The organism is Biostraticola tofi (genome assembly GCF_004343195.1).
Lineage (GTDB): Bacteria > Pseudomonadota > Gammaproteobacteria > Enterobacterales > Enterobacteriaceae > Biostraticola > Biostraticola tofi.
On record NZ_SMCR01000008.1, the window covers coordinates 99892 to 114573 of the forward strand.

The window sequence follows — 14682 nt, forward strand, 5'->3', positions numbered from 1 at the left end:
GGTGCCTGAAAGCCCATTTCCCTGCTCAGCCAATGTGAAGAATTAAAAAATGATTGGCCGCCGATTGCTGGAAACGTGATCAATTTAACACCTTGCTGTTTGACCGTAAAGAAAGTTAAGCTACCTGCTGAGTATAGCACTTTCCCTTATTGTCGCCTTCGATTCCCAATCCCCCCCATTTTCCGCTGGCTACCGCTCCCTTTTTAGCATCACCTGACAGTGGTTTACTATCAGTGGTAGGATAGTCAAAGAATTCGCCATAACGGTAATTACGCATGCAAGACAACCTGGTAAGAATCGCCACCCGGCAAAGCCCGCTGGCCCTTTGGCAAGCGCATTATGTGCAGCGCCATCTGAAGCGCCATCATCCTGGGCTGCAGGTGGTACTGGTGCCGCTAATCACCAAGGGCGATGTTTTACTGGATACGCCGCTGGCAAAAGTGGGCGGAAAAGGGCTCTTCGTCAAAGAGCTTGAACGGGCCATTCAGGATAATCGCGCCGATATCGCGGTGCATTCCATGAAGGATGTGCCGGTCGATTTCCCTGAGGGATTGGGTCTGGTGACCATCTGTGAGCGCGAGGATCCGCGTGATGCATTTGTCAGTAACCTTTATACCCATCCTGATGAAATGCCGGCCGGCAGTATCGTCGGCACGTCGAGCCTGCGTCGCCAGTGCCAGTTGCGTGAGCGCCGGCCGGATTTGGTGGTACGCGACCTGCGCGGCAATGTGGGGACCCGTCTCGGGAAACTGGACAACGGCGAATACGATGCGGTGATCCTGGCAGTGGCAGGACTGACGCGCCTGGGGCTGGACGACCGCATCCGCCTGGCGCTGGATCCCACCGATTCCTTACCGGCAGTCGGACAGGGGGCGGTCGGCATTGAATGCCGGCTGGATGACCTGCGTATCCGTCAACTGCTGGCCCCACTGAATCATACTGAGACGGCATTAAGGGTACGCTCGGAACGGGCGATGAACGCCCGGCTTGAAGGCGGTTGCCAGGTGCCGATCGGCAGCTATGCTGAAATCATCGGCGATCACCTCTGGCTACGCGCACTGGTCGGCGCGCCGGACGGCAGCCGGGTTATCCGGGCCGAACAGCGCGCCCCGCTGGCCGACGCCGAAGCGCTCGGTGTGGCCCTGGCCGACAGATTGCTGGACCAAGGCGCGCGCCAGATTCTTGATGACGTGTATCGGAACAGTCCAGAGCAATGAGTATCCTGGTGACCCGCCCCTCTCCGGCCGGCGAACAGCTGGTCGGCCGCTTGCGGGCGATGGGCCGGTCGGCCTGGCATCTGCCGCTGATTGATGTCGCTCCCGGACGCGAGCTGGCAGAGCTGCCGGCCCGACTGGCAGCCTGCCGGCCCGGCGATATGGTGTTCCTGGTCTCGCGTCACGCAATCAGTTACGCCGATGCCTGGCTGAACCGCCATGGCGGCCACTGGCCCGCTTCTCTGCGTTATTACGCGGTTGGCCGCACCAGCGGACTGCTGATGCATCAGGTCAGCGGACGGCCGGTCGAGTGGCCCGCCGAAGGCCAGACCAGCGAGGATGTGCTGCTGCTGCCCTCGCTCAGCGCTGTCGCCGGCAGGCGTGCGCTGATCCTGCGCGGCAACGGCGGCCGGGAAGTTTTAAAACAAACATTGCAGCAAAGACAGGTAAGTGTCTGCTATTGTGAATGCTATCAGCGCAGGCCGGTTTTTTATGAAGGTGATGAACAAAGTCGCCGGTTCATTCAATTAGGTGTTAATACGATTGTCATTACCAGCGGCGAAATGCTGCAGCAATTCTATACTTTAATTCCTGAATACTTTCGGACTTCATGGCTGCTGGGTTGTCGGCTGGTGGTAATAAGTGAACGGCTGGCGATGCTTGGGCGCCAATTAGGCTGGACGGATATCGTCGTAGCTAACGCGGCAGACAATGATGCGCTTATGCGCGTACTGCTCTAATTTCAATGACGGGATAGATCAACATGACGGAACACATACCTCCAACGACTCCGCCGGAAGACGCGTCCAGCAAAAATCAGACTCCCCCGGCCGCCGCTGCCGGCAACGGATCGACGACAGTGAAACCCAGCCTGGAAAAGCCGGTCGGTCATTCCGGTGGTAGTGGCGCCTCCGGGAGTGCCGCAGCGGCGAAATCGGCCGATAAAACATCCGTCAGTCTTATCCTCGCCGTAGCCGCCATTATTCTCGCCATTTTACTGGCGGGCTGGCTTTATTTGAGCCTGGGCCGCCAGGTCAAACAGCAGGCCGTCGCCAACAGCGAGCTGCAGGCAAGTCTTGATTCACTTAATCAATCTTTGCAGCAGCAGCAGCAGCAGTCCAGTAGCTCGTTCGATGAGCAGGGAAAAGCGCTGGACAGCGCTCGCCGACAGCAGGACGCCCAGCAACGCCAGTTGAGTGAACTGCAGGACAAAGTCGCCACCATTTCTGGAACCGACGCCAAAACCTGGCTGCTCGCCCAGGCTGACTTCCTGGTCAAAATGGCCGGCCGCAAATTATGGAGCGATCAGGATATCGTCACCGCCGCCGCATTGCTGAAAAGCGCTGACGCCAGTCTGGCCGACATGAACGATCCCAGCCTGATGAATGTCCGCCGCGCCATCACCGAGGATGTCGGCGACTTGTCATCAGTGGCTCAGGTTGATTTCGACGGCATTATCCTTAAAGTCAACCTGCTCTCCAACCAGGTGGATAACTTGCGTCTGGCCGACAGCAATAACGATGACTCGCCAATGGACAGCGACAGCAGCGAGCTGTCCGCATCGGTGCGTGAATGGCGTCAGAACCTCAGTAAAAGCTGGCACAATTTCATGAATGATTTTATCACCATTCGCCGCCGCGATAGCCATGCCGAACCGCTGCTGGCGCCCAATCAGGATATCTATCTGCGCGAGAATATCCGTTCCCGCCTGCTGGTTGCCGCCCAGGCAGTACCCCGCCATCAGAATGAAGTCTACCAGCAGTCGCTGGAAACGATCTCCACCTGGGTACGCGCCTATTTTGATCCTGATGATGCGACGACCCGCGCCTTCCTGGCCGATGTCGATGAGCTTAGCCAGCAAAGCATCAGCCTGGATGTGCCGGACCAGTTACGCAGCCAGCCACTGCTGGAAAAGCTGATGCAGACCCGGGTACGCAACCTGCTGTCTCAGCAGCCGCAGCCGGCAGAGCCGGTGACGCCATCCCAACAGCCGTCACCATCACAGCAGCCACCGCAGCCGGCCGCCGCCAACCAGGGGGAATAAACGATGCTACGCGTATTGTCACTGTTCATCCTGTTGATTGCCGGGATTGTTATCGGCCCGATCGTCGCCGGACATCAAGGCTATGTCCTGATCCAGACCGACAACTATAACGTGGAAACCAGCGTCACCGGCCTGGCGATTATTCTGGTGCTGGCGGTAGTTATTCTTTTTATTATCGAATGGCTGCTGCGCCGCCTGATGACGGCCGGCAGCCACACCCGTCGTTGGTTTCACGGCCGCAAAAATCACCGCGCCCGCAAACACACCCGTGCGGCGCTGATGAAACTGGCCGAAGGCGACTATCGCCAGGTCGAAAAATTGATGGCCCGCGACGCCCGCCATGCGGATCAGCCGGTGGTTAACTATCTGCTGGCGGCAGAAGCCGCCCAGCAGCGAGGCGACGATATCCGCAGCAACCAGTATCTGGAGCATGCGGCGGAAGCGGCGGAAGATGACCAGCTGCCGGTGGATATCACCCGGGTGCGTATCCAGCTGGCTCGCCATGAAGATCATGCCGCCCGCCATGGCGTGGACCGCCTGCTGGAAATGGCACCGCGTCATCCGGAAGTGCTTCGGCTGGCCGAGCAGGCGTTTACCCGCACTCACGGCTGGCAGGCGCTGCTCGATATCCTGCCGGCAATGCGCAAAACCCAGATCTATGACGAAAGCCGGATCCAGGAACTGGAACGGATAGCCTACAGTGGCCTGATGGATCAGATCATGGAAAACCAGGGTAGCGAGGGTCTTAATAGCTGGTGGCAGGGCCAGAGCCGCAAGGTACGTAATGACGCGCGGCTGCAGGTTGCGCTGGCTGAACATCTTATCTTGTGCAATGACCACGACACCGCTCAGAAGATTGTGGTCAAGAGCCTCAAGCATCACCAGGATGAGTCCCTGCTGCTGTTATTGCCGCGCTTGAAGAGCGGCGACCCTGAAACGCTTGAAAAAGCGCTTCGGCAGCAGATAAAACAACATGGCGCCACGCCGCTGTCGAACAGCACCATGGGGCAATTGCTAATGAAACGGGCCGAGTGGCAGACGGCCAGCGACTATTTTCGCGCCGCGCTTAAACAGCGTCCCGATGCCCATGACTTTGCCTGGCTGGCCGACGTGCTGGACCGCCTGCATAAACCCGAGGAATCCGCCGAGATGCGCCGGGAGGGCCTGATGCTGACGCTTGCCCCCCCTGCTGCCGCCGCTTCGGTGACGCCGACACCGGCGGCCCCGCTGAATAAAATGTAGCCTGTACTGTGCCCGCTGCCCGAGGGTGTGTAGCCTGTACTGTGCCCGCTGCCTGAGGGGCTGCAGTGTAGCCTGTACTGTGCCCGCTGCCTGGGGGGCTGCGGTGTAGCCTGTACTGTGCCCGCTGCCTGAGGGGGCTGCGGGATGTTTACCTTGGCGGTTACGTAACCGGTAAACAGGCAGACCCGTAAAAGTGACCACCGGGAGATCCGTTGTGATTAAATTACTGGCTATTTCCGGCTATCGCTCCTTGCGCAATCTGGTGATGGAACTGGGCCAGGTCACGGTGATTACCGGCGCCAACGGTACCGGCAAATCAAGCATTTATCGCGCCCTCAACCTGCTGGCCGATATCGCCCAGAACCGCATCATTCCCTCGCTTGCCGCCGATGGCGGACTTCAGTCCACGCTGTGGGCCGGGCCTGAAACATTCGCCCGGTCGGTGAAACAGGGTCAGTACCCGGTGCAGGGTACCGGATCGCGTAGAGCGCCCATCAGTCTGAAGCTCGGCTTTTCCAGCGACACCTTTGGTTATGCCATCGATTTAGGTCTGCCAATTATCGAAAAGGAAGTGACGCTGTTTTCACGGGATCCCCATATCAAAGCCGAGGCGGTCTGGCATGGGGAACGGTTGAGCGGCCACAGCCTGCTGGCCGAACGCCGCGGACCGGCGGTCCAGGTGCGTGACAGTGCAGGCATCTGGCAGCAGCCTTTTCATTCCCTGGCGGTGTTTGACAGCATGATGACGCACTGCATCGATCCGCAGAATGCGCCCGAACTGCTGATGATGCGCGAAAGGATGCGCAACTGGCGATTTTACGATCACCTGCGTACCGATAAAGACGCTCCGGCCCGTAAACCGCAAATCGGCACCCAGACGCCGTCGCTGGCCAGCGACGGGGCTTCCCTGGCGGCCGCTATCCAGACTATTCGGGAGATAGGTTTCAGTGAGGATCTAGATGAAGCTATCGACGATGCCTTCCCCGGCGCCCGACTCAGCGTAATTGAAAACCAGGGCTACCTGGAGCTGCAAATGGAACAGCCTGGGCTGCTGCGCCCGCTTAAAAGCGCTGAGCTGTCAGACGGCACATTGCGATTCCTGTTGCTGGCGGCGGCCCTGCTTTCTCCCCGTCCACCTGAGCTGATGATCTTGAATGAGCCTGAAACCAGCCTGCACCCTGAGCTGCTACCGGCATTAGCCCGGCTTATCTGTAAAGCATCCGACCGAAGCCAGATCATTATTGTATCCCATGCCAGCGCATTGGTATCCGCACTGGGCAGCGGGGCAGACATCACGCCGGTTACCCTTTACAAACAGCTGGGCGAGACATTGATTGACAACAGCACCTCGCCGCCCTGGCAATGGCCATCCCGTTAGGTCCTGCATCGCCCAGGATCCACCGCCGGGATTGCAGGATAATATTTCCTATTTCAGGGTGTTTTGATGTACCTTGCTGACAGGCAGAACCGCCGAATGGAGCAAGACTACCCTATGAAATGGACCATCCTGTTAGCCAGCGTCTGGGTGCTGGCCTTACCGCTGACAAGCCAGGCCTCATCCGATGGGCTATGCGGATTTTCTGATGATGAATGCGGCGTATCCGCCTTGCCATACCTTCAGCCCGCTAATGACACCCGCGTCAATCTACTGCTGCTGCTGGCAAGCCAGAAAGACCTGACGCTGCCGGTGCCACAGCCGATTCCGGTTGAATCGCGCTCAATGGTCAACCCGTTTACCGCTTACCGTGTTATGGGCCTCAGTGCGCTGGATAGCGATCAGCCAGGGGGGGCAGGCAGTACATCCGAAGAGGATGAGGATGCTGCGCTGGCCGTCGACGGCAATGCCGATCGCCGGGCGGTCCCCCTCCCCGAGGTTTACCGGCTGGCCAGCCAGCTTAACCTGCCGACAGATATCCTCGAATCCCTGCGCCAGCCCCAGAGTCAACGCGAAGGCCGGCAGATATCCAATGATACCGATTCAGTCTCGCTGTTTTTGCAGCAACTGATCGATGACAGCGCCTTGTCTGCCCCACAGCGGACCACGCTTGCCCAAACTCGGCTGGTGATGATGTCTGGTGTCTATGACCACGAACAGTTATCCCAAATGCTGTCGTCCCTGCCCAATGATGGCCCGGCGGCGGATTTTAAACACTATCTGCTGAATGCGGCGGCCTTTTACCATGGTGATTTTGACCGGGCCAGCCAGGGATTCGAGGCATTGAAAGCTTCATCCCAGCCCTGGGTTGCCGAAACCGCCAGCTACATGCTGATCCGTCTGGCGATCAACAAATCGGTGGTCAATGCACTGGACGAATATAATATGTTTGATATGGCCAAGGCCGACCGCGTCACCGCCGCTCTTGCCTTAACCCGTATCAATGATTATCTCAAACAGTACCCCAAAGGCGCCTATGCTTCTTCCGCCGCCGGCCTGGTGCGCCGCGTTAACTGGATACTGGGCGATGCCGCAGCCCTGGACCTGAATTTCCAGCAGGCGTTTAACGCGATTGACAATGTCAACCAACTGCAGATCCTGGCTGATGAGGTCGATAATAAGCTGCTGGAAAACCCCGCGTTTCTGGTTGGCAACGCTACCCTGATGCTGGTGCAGGATCTGAAACGCTTGCGCAGTGACAAAGGCTGGAATGCTTTCGGACCGCTGTCCGGTCAGGATGTGGCCGACCAGCTGTCACTGTTCGACCAGGTCGGACGGCAGGATTATTCAGCCTATCTGCAGCTGGCCAGGCAATTCTATATCGACAAGGACTATCCCGCCGTATTGTCAGCGGTAACGGCCTATAAAGGCAAAGATCTCAGTAATGTCATTGACTTCAGTCAGCAGGTATTGCGCGGCCAGGCAATGGAAAAACAGCAGGCCTTCAGCGATGCCGAACAACACTGGCGTCATTTGCTGACGCTGAAAACCAGCTATACCCAGCAGCAATACCTGCAGTATGCCCTGGCGCTTAATCTGGCCTACAGCGGGCACCCGGAAAAAATCTTCGCCAAGGATAGCCCGGTGACCAATCTGCGTTTTCGTTCCAGCGTGCTGAAATTCTCCGCCAATGCCCAGGTGCTGCGCCAGCAGAGTCAATCCGGCCCCAGCGCGGAAGAACGGACCATCGCCCTGCATACGCTGCTGACCAAAGAGCTGACGCACGGACTGTTCAGCGACTTCCTGCAAGACGCCGAGCTGCGGGCTTCTATTCCGGCACAAAGCAAAACCGACGATGACAATAACAGCAACGACGATGCGCTGACGGTATTCAACTGGGACGGCAGCACAACCGAAAGCGGCTATCAATGCCCGGCGCTTGAGGCGACGGTGCAGACCTTGCAAACGAACCCCAATGACGCCAGGGCGATGAACTGCCTGGGCGAGTTCTTTCTGCGTACCGACAATGACGTCTACCAGGACTGGGATGAGCTGTATACCCTGAGCGCGCTCGCCAGCGCCCCCACCACTTTTGAGGGTAAAACCTGGAGTCGGCTGGATGGATACATGGCAGTGATTAATGATGCCAAAGCGCCGGCGGAAGACCGCAGTTATGCGTTGTATCGCGCCATTAACTGCTATGCGCCCAGCGGCAATAATGATTGCGGCACCCAGCAGATAAGCAAAGCCCAGCGCAAAGCCTGGTTCAGGCAACTGAAATCCGACTATAAAGGCAGCCAGTGGGCAAAACAGCTCAACTACTACTGGTAATCGTCTGTCTGCTGCTGTCGACCTTGCCGGCGACAGCGGCGGTTACGCTCTCTGAGACACAGGCCGAACAGGTCGAGGCATCCCGCTATCGGGCTTATTGGCTATGGGCGGCGGTGCGCCCCCAACAGGTGCTTCATCGCGCCGAGACCCTTTATCTGCACCAGGGAGAGTTTGCCCGGCGTCAGGGCAAATCCGTATTCCTGCGCCAGGGACTGCCGCCCAGCCGGCTTAAGGTGCGACAACTGTGGCTGTCTTTCAGGTTCAGTAGCCTCGATACACCGGCAGCCGCTGCCCAGCAGATGTTCAGGCTGCGCCAATCATGGATTGACGCGGGCAATCCGGCTACCGGTATCCAGATAGATTTTGACGCCCACAGCTACCAACTGGCCAATTACGTGCGCTTTTTACAGCAATTGCGCCGGATGTTGCCCAAGGAGTGCGGGCTGAGTATTACCGGTCTGCTGGACTGGGCTAAAACCGGCGATATCAATACGCTAAACCGTCTGCACGCGGTGGTCGACGAATTGGTGGTGCAGACTTATCAGGGCCGGCAAACGGTACCGGGCTATGGCGCCTACCTGCCGGCGCTGCTGCATCTCAGAGTGCCGTTTCGTATCGGCCTGGTGCAGCAGGGCCATTGGGACCGTCGCTGGGAGCAACGCTTGGCAGCCTCCCGCTGGTATCGCGGCGCGGTGGTGTTCCTGGTCAATCCGGCGCATCGCCGGCAAACGTTATAATCTATTTAACCGGTATAGCCAGGCAGGCTAATATCAGCGAGGCAAATAGCGCAGACTACGGCTTTACCCGATCTCTTATTCTCCACCTTTCAGCGTCGTACCTTACCTCTCAGCCTCGTGCCGCAGTTGTGACATGACCTGCTTATGATGCTCGGGACCGAGCCAGCTGAATTCGGTCAGCATGGCGGCGGCGACCTGCTGCACGGCGTCGATCAGCAACAGCACCGCCGGCCGGATCGGCTTGCCCTGCGGGGTAACGATACCGAAATAATAAGGGATATCGATGTCCAGCTCGCGCACCGCCACGCCGGCCACCGGCACGCCATAGGCGGTGATCGGCTCAACGATAGCAACCCCCAGCCCGGCGCGCACGCAGGACAGAATATTGACTGACGAGTTGGTCTCTACCGCATGCTTCAGGTTGAGATGGCTGTTTTTCAGCGACCGCTCAAACCGATGCCGTAACCGGTAAGGATGATAGGGGCTGATAAGCGGCCGATCGGCCAACGACGCCAGACTGACTGGATTGTCCGCCGCCAGCGGATCATCCTGGTTGACCACCAGCACGCAGCGTGACTTGCCGATCCCATGCAGCGTTACGCCGCTGTGCTCCAGCGGCAGACTGCAAATGCCTATCTCGGCGACGCCATTTATCACCGCATGCATGGTCTGCTCAGCCGAATCATTTAGCAAATGGACCGGCTGATCGGTGTTTACCCGTTTTAACGCTGCGGGCACCAGGCCTGAAGCCATGGCCGAAGTACAGGCGATAATCAGCGGGCTTTGCTCTTCCCGGCCGATTTCCAGGGCTCGCTGATTGATCTGATGCAAGGCTATCAATGCATGCTCGACATATTCATGCAGGCGCAACGCCTGACTGGTCGGGCGGATCCGCGGACCGCTGCGGGTGAACAGCGAATAACCGATTGCCATTTCCAGCTCCTGGATCATTCGAGTCACACTGGGCTGGGATCGGTTCAGGGCACGGGCCGCCGCTGTTACGCCACCGTGTTTGATAACCGATGAAAATGCTTCCAGTTGGCGAATGTCCATATCACTGAGGGCAGGTAATTTGCTCATGATGCTTTTTCTGTGCCTCTGGCAGTGTCAACGGCCCAACGTTAGCACAGATTTGAGCTAACGCCAGGCCTGGTGCAACAAGAAACCCCGGTGTTGGTGCAACAGTCATCGCTTGCATTTTGTGCATAAGCTAATCATGATTAATTATTATAAATACGAATCAATACTAGATCATAATGTGATTTATGGATAGTAGGATTATCCTGCCATCTACCCCAAGCCGTCGCCCGGATTATCACGAGGAAAGCCCATGACAGCCAGAGATCCAAACCATAACCCGGGGCTGGCTGCCCTTGAGCAGCGTCTGGCTGAAGAAATGAATTTGCTGGAGTTACCGGCGAAACCTTGGCGGGTCAGTCGCCAACAGGTTAAGCCGCCCATCCTGGATGTGGCCATTATCGGTGCAGGGCTGTGTGGCCTGACGGCGGCGGCGGCGCTCAAGCTGCAGGGGATCGACAATGTACTTTGCCTGGATCGGGCGCCGGCCGGCCGGGAAGGTCCGTGGCTGACTTATGCTCGAATGGCAACGCTGCGCACCCGTAAAGAAGCGGCCGGCCCGGCGCTCGGCATACCTTCGCTGACTTTCCGCGCCTGGTTTGAGGCCTGCTACGGTCGTCAGGCCTGGTTTGCGATGCCGTTGATTCCGCGCCAGCGCTTTATGGAGTATCTGGTTTGGTACCGCCAGGTACTGGCGCTGCCGGTGATTAATGACGCCACGGTGACACGGGTTGAACCGCAGGCCAATGGATTGATTGACATTTATTGGCGTTCGCCTGTCGGCGAAGCACGGCGAGTCGCGCGGCGGGTGGTGATTGCCACCGGCCTGGATGGACTGGGCGCGCCGCAGTTGCCTTCGCTGGCTGCAGGGCTGCCGGCAAGCCTGATGGCCCACGGGGCGGATGATATTGCCATGCCGTTGCTGGCGGGCAAACGAGTGGCGGTCGTCGGCGCCGGCGCGTCGGCGATGGATAATGCCGCCGCAGCGCTGGAGGCAGGCGCTGCACGAGTGGATATTTTTATTCGTCGTGAGAGCATCCCGCGCATTGATAAATTCACCGGCATCGGTAGCCAGGGCATGGTACAGGGCTACATTGGGCTGCCGGATGAGCTTAAATGGACGCTAATGTTCGAAGGCGAGCAGGCACAGATCCCCCCGCCGCGACACAGCGTACTGCGGGTATCGGCCCATAGCCGCGCATATTTCCATCTGAACAGCCCACTGCTGTCCCTGCGCCCTTGCACTGATGCTGATGCTGGTGCTGATATCAATGCTGGTGCTGATATTAATGCTGGTGCTGATATCAATGCTGGTGCTGATATCAATGCTGGTGCTGATATCAATGCTGATGCTGATATCAATGCTGGTGCTGATATCAATGCTGATGCTGATATCTATGCTAAAGCGCGTACTCACGCCAGTACCCGCGCGGATGTCAGCACGCATGCAGGTGCAATAGAGGTTACCACCGCCAAAGGTCGCTGGCTGGCGGATTTCATCATTTTTGCCACCGGGTTCAAAGTGGATTTCGACGCCCGGCCTGAGTTCTCCCCGCTGCGGGATAGAATTCGCCTGTGGCGGCACAGTTATCAGCCGCCGGCCGGACAGCAGCACTCCGGTCTGGCGAATTCGCCATACCTGGGCGAACACTTCGAACTGCTGCCGCGCCCCGGACGGGAAGCCCAGGATGCGGTTATCAGCAATCTGTACTGCTTCGCTTATCCGGCGGTGATGTCCCACGGCAAAATAACCAGCGGTATTCCTTCGATCAGTGAAGGCGCCCTTCGGCTGGCGCGCGGCATTACCCGTTCATTATTTGTTGAAGACGGCCAATACTACCTGGACCGCTTCCGCGCCTACGATACGCCGGAATTGCTCGGCGATGAATGGCGTGACGCCGACCAGCAACAGGAGTTTTTTAGTGTCTGATAACGCTTTACGTCCGCTGCACATTTTCTATGGCATGTCATCCCCCTGGGCCTATCTGGGCAGCAACCGGGCGCTGTCTATTGCCCGGCAGGCCGGCGTGCCGGTCGTTTTGCGGCCGATCCGCATTATCGAGCCCAACGGCGGTATTCCCTTACGTACCCGCCCCAAAGCGCGCCAGGATTACCACCGGGTCGAACTCAGCCGCTGGAGCGAATTTCTTGCTATCCCGCTTAATCTGACGCCGCGTTATTACCCGTGTCGCAGCATTGAACCTGCGGCGCAGGCGGTTATTGCCGCTCAGCGCGCCGGACTGGACGCGCCGGCATTTTCTTTTGCCATTCAACGGGCTCTGTGGGCGGAAGACCGTGATATTGCTTCGGTAGCAGTGCTGCAAGAGCTGGCCCACCTGACGCTGGGCAGCGCCGGCAGCGAATTGATGCGCCAGCCACCGGCGGCTGAAGTGGTCGGGGAATGGCAGGACAATCTGGCCGAAGCCGAACGGCGCGGCATTTTTGGTACCCCAACCTATGTGGTGGATGATGAGCTGTTCTGGGGACAGGATCGTCTTGATTTTGTCGCCCGGGCTTTAGCCGCTCAGCGCTCTGCCTATGCTGAATCTTCTGGAGAAAAGTCATGAACGCCAACCTGCTACATCAGCAGTCGATTGTTATCGATGGCCTGCAAACCTGTGACTGGAGCCGGTCAATCTTCGAAGAAATGCGCGCTGGCGGCGTTACCGCCGTCAACTGCGCTTCGCTGTTATGGGAAAATTTTCACGAAGGCATCGGCTATGTCGCGCAATGGAAGCGCTTTTTGCGCGAGAATGACGATCTCATCCGTCCGGTGCGCAGCGTAGCGGATATTCATGCCGCCAAACGGGAAAACCGCACCGGTATTATTATCGGCTGGCAAAATACCTCGCCGCTGGAAGACAAGCTGGAGTACCTGGAGATTTTCAAAGATTTGGGGGTCAACATGATGCAGTTGACCTACAACACCCAGAACTACTCCGGCGCCGGCTATCTGGAAGAGCGCGACAGCGGCCTGACCGGATTCGGCCGTGAAGTACTGGCAGAAATGAACCGCGTCGGCGTGCTGTGCGATTTAAGCCACGTCGGTGAAACCACCGCCGCCGATGTCATTAACCTGTCGCGCGCACCGGTATGTATTTCCCATGTGCTGCCCCGTGCGCTTAAAGATGTCAAGCGCAATAAACCAGATGAACTGCTGCTGGGCTGCGCCCGTCAAGGCGGTTTAATCGGCATCAGCCTGTTCGCGCCCGGCCTGAAGGCCGGCAACGAGGCCACGGTAGATGATTACCTAGATGCCATGAGCTATGTTATTGAACTGGTGGGTGAAGATCATGTGGGCATCGGTACCGACTTTTCACAGGACCGCCCCCGTCCAGGTCCCTGGCTGCTGTGGGCCAATCGCGATAAAGGTAGCGCCCGTAAGCTGACCGAATTTGGTTCGGTAAAAATCAGCAAGCCGCAGGGCATCGCGCGTATCCGCGAATTCCCTCATCTGACCGAACGTATGATCGCCCGGGGCTGGAGTCACCGCTTGATTGCTAAATTGCTGGGCGGAAACTGGCTACGAGTGATGGAAACCGCCTGGCAACCCGCCGGCCACTGATCCTGGAGAGACAACAATGACAACCCGCATTCTTAGCCACCGCCCCTTCATCGGCTGCCTTCTAGCCGGGCTGCTGGCCGGCAGTGGCGTTCCGGCGCTGGCGGCCGAAACCGGCACCGTCAACATAGTCGGTTTTTCAGGGGTGTTTGCCGATAACTACCAAAAATTCGTTATCGATCCGTTTGTCGCTAAACACCCCGGTATTACCGTTAATTATCAGCCCAGTAAGAACTCCGCCGAATCGCTGGCGCTGTTGACCCTGCAGCGCGGCGCTCCCCGAGTGGATGTGGCGCTGATTGATGTGTCGGTGGCGATCCGCGCCAATAAGCAGGGGTTGTTCGCCCCGCTGGACGCCGAAAAGGTGCCCAATCTCGCCCAAAGTCCCGACTGGGCGCGGCTGGACCAGGACCGTAGCGTGGCCTTCTCGCAGGATAACCTGGCGATTTTATACAACACCGACGCGGTAAAGCAGCCTCCCACCAGCTGGAACGACCTGACCAACGCTAAATACAAGGGCAAAATCGCCGCTCCCCTGGCCGATACCCGCGGCGTGACGCTAATTCCGATCCTGGCGAGATTGCATGAGGCTGATTATAAAAAAGATATCGAACCGGCAATGGAGACGCTTAAGCAAATAGCGCCCAACGTATCCACCTGGGAACCGGCACCGGACTGCTATGGGGTTATCCAGAGCGGTGAAGCGGATCTGGCTATCTGCTGGAACGGCCGTGCCCAGTACCTGCACGACCTGCAGGGAGGCAAAATCGGTATTGCGCTGCCTGAAGAGGGCAGTATCGGACAAATCAATACCATCAGCCTGGTGAAGGGGTCTAAAAATAGCGAAGCGGCGCAGGACTTTATCAACTACGCCTTGAGCAGCGAGGCGCAGGGGGCGTTTGCCGAGAAAAGTTTTTATGCCCCGGTCAATGCCAGCGTGAAACTGACCGATGCGGTGGCGGCGCGTATTTATGGCAGCCCGCAGGCGCAGGCTAAACAGATGAACCTGGACTGGCCGTGGGTTTCGACCCAGTATTCTGCCTGGATCCAGCGTATACGCCGCGATGTTATCGCCGCCAATTGATAGAGAGTAAATGGGA

The 14682-nt window shown here is 58.1% G+C and carries 11 protein-coding genes and 1 pseudogene; 11 read left to right on the forward strand and 1 reads right to left on the reverse strand.

Going from position 1 to position 14682, the window contains the following annotated elements; all coding sequences use genetic code 11:
• Positions 1–275: 275 nt before the first annotated feature.
• The 7 genes and pseudogenes from hemC to EDC52_RS15530 all read left to right on the forward strand — a co-directional run bounded on the left by hemC (position 276) and on the right by EDC52_RS15530 (position 8943).
• Positions 276–1217, forward strand: coding sequence for a hydroxymethylbilane synthase (gene hemC / locus EDC52_RS15500; protein ID WP_131866488.1), 942 nt, complete (start codon positions 276–278; stop codon positions 1215–1217).
• Positions 1214–1954 carry a uroporphyrinogen-III synthase gene (hemD, locus tag EDC52_RS15505; protein WP_131866490.1) on the forward strand — a complete coding sequence of 247 codons (741 nt, stop codon included), beginning with the start codon at positions 1214–1216 and terminating at the stop codon, positions 1952–1954. The genes hemC and hemD overlap by 4 nt, the downstream gene beginning before the upstream one ends.
• A gap of 185 nt (positions 1955–2139) precedes the next feature.
• Positions 2140–3258, forward strand: a pseudogene (gene hemX / locus EDC52_RS15510) (uroporphyrinogen-III C-methyltransferase); the annotation flags it as partial.
• 3 nt (positions 3259–3261) lie between these two features.
• Positions 3262–4500: a protoheme IX biogenesis protein HemY gene (gene hemY, locus EDC52_RS15515; RefSeq protein ID WP_131866492.1), complete on the forward strand. Its 1239-nt coding sequence runs from the start codon at positions 3262–3264 to the stop codon at positions 4498–4500.
• Between the two features lie 214 nt (positions 4501–4714).
• Positions 4715–5878 carry an AAA family ATPase gene (locus EDC52_RS15520; RefSeq protein WP_131866494.1) on the forward strand — a complete coding sequence of 388 codons (1164 nt, stop codon included), beginning with the start codon at positions 4715–4717 and terminating at the stop codon, positions 5876–5878.
• Positions 5879–5992: 114 nt separating this feature from the next.
• Positions 5993–8206, forward strand: a complete 2214-nt coding sequence (locus EDC52_RS15525; protein WP_131866496.1) for a hypothetical protein — start codon at positions 5993–5995, stop codon at positions 8204–8206.
• Positions 8176–8943, forward strand: a complete 768-nt coding sequence (locus EDC52_RS15530) for a DUF3142 domain-containing protein (RefSeq protein WP_131866498.1) — start codon at positions 8176–8178, stop codon at positions 8941–8943. The genes EDC52_RS15525 and EDC52_RS15530 overlap by 31 nt, the downstream gene beginning before the upstream one ends.
• Before the next feature lie 102 nt (positions 8944–9045).
• On the opposite strand, the gene EDC52_RS15535 is transcribed toward EDC52_RS15530, so the two are convergent.
• A complete protein-coding gene (locus EDC52_RS15535) occupies positions 9046–10023 on the reverse strand; it encodes a LysR family transcriptional regulator (protein ID WP_131866500.1) in 978 nt (325 codons plus the stop codon).
• A gap of 250 nt (positions 10024–10273) precedes the next feature.
• On the opposite strand from EDC52_RS15535, the gene EDC52_RS20110 reads away from it, so the two are divergent.
• From EDC52_RS20110 to EDC52_RS15555, 4 genes are read left to right on the forward strand one after another with little or no spacing between them, the layout of a single operon-like run.
• Positions 10274–11950, forward strand: a complete 1677-nt coding sequence (locus EDC52_RS20110; protein WP_230468067.1) for an NAD(P)-binding domain-containing protein — start codon at positions 10274–10276, stop codon at positions 11948–11950.
• The gene (locus tag EDC52_RS15545; protein ID WP_230468068.1) at positions 11943–12587 is read left to right on the forward strand and encodes a 2-hydroxychromene-2-carboxylate isomerase; all 645 of its coding nucleotides are present in this window, start codon (positions 11943–11945) and stop codon (positions 12585–12587) included. The genes EDC52_RS20110 and EDC52_RS15545 overlap by 8 nt, the downstream gene beginning before the upstream one ends.
• On the forward strand, positions 12584–13585 hold the full coding sequence (locus EDC52_RS15550) for a dipeptidase (RefSeq protein WP_131866504.1): 1002 nt from the start codon (positions 12584–12586) through the stop codon (positions 13583–13585). Before EDC52_RS15545 ends, EDC52_RS15550 begins: the two co-directional genes overlap by 4 nt.
• A 16-nt stretch (positions 13586–13601) precedes the next feature.
• Entirely contained in the window at positions 13602–14666 is a 1065-nt protein-coding gene (locus EDC52_RS15555; protein WP_131866506.1) for an ABC transporter substrate-binding protein, read from the forward strand.
• Positions 14667–14682: the final 16 nt, after the last annotated feature.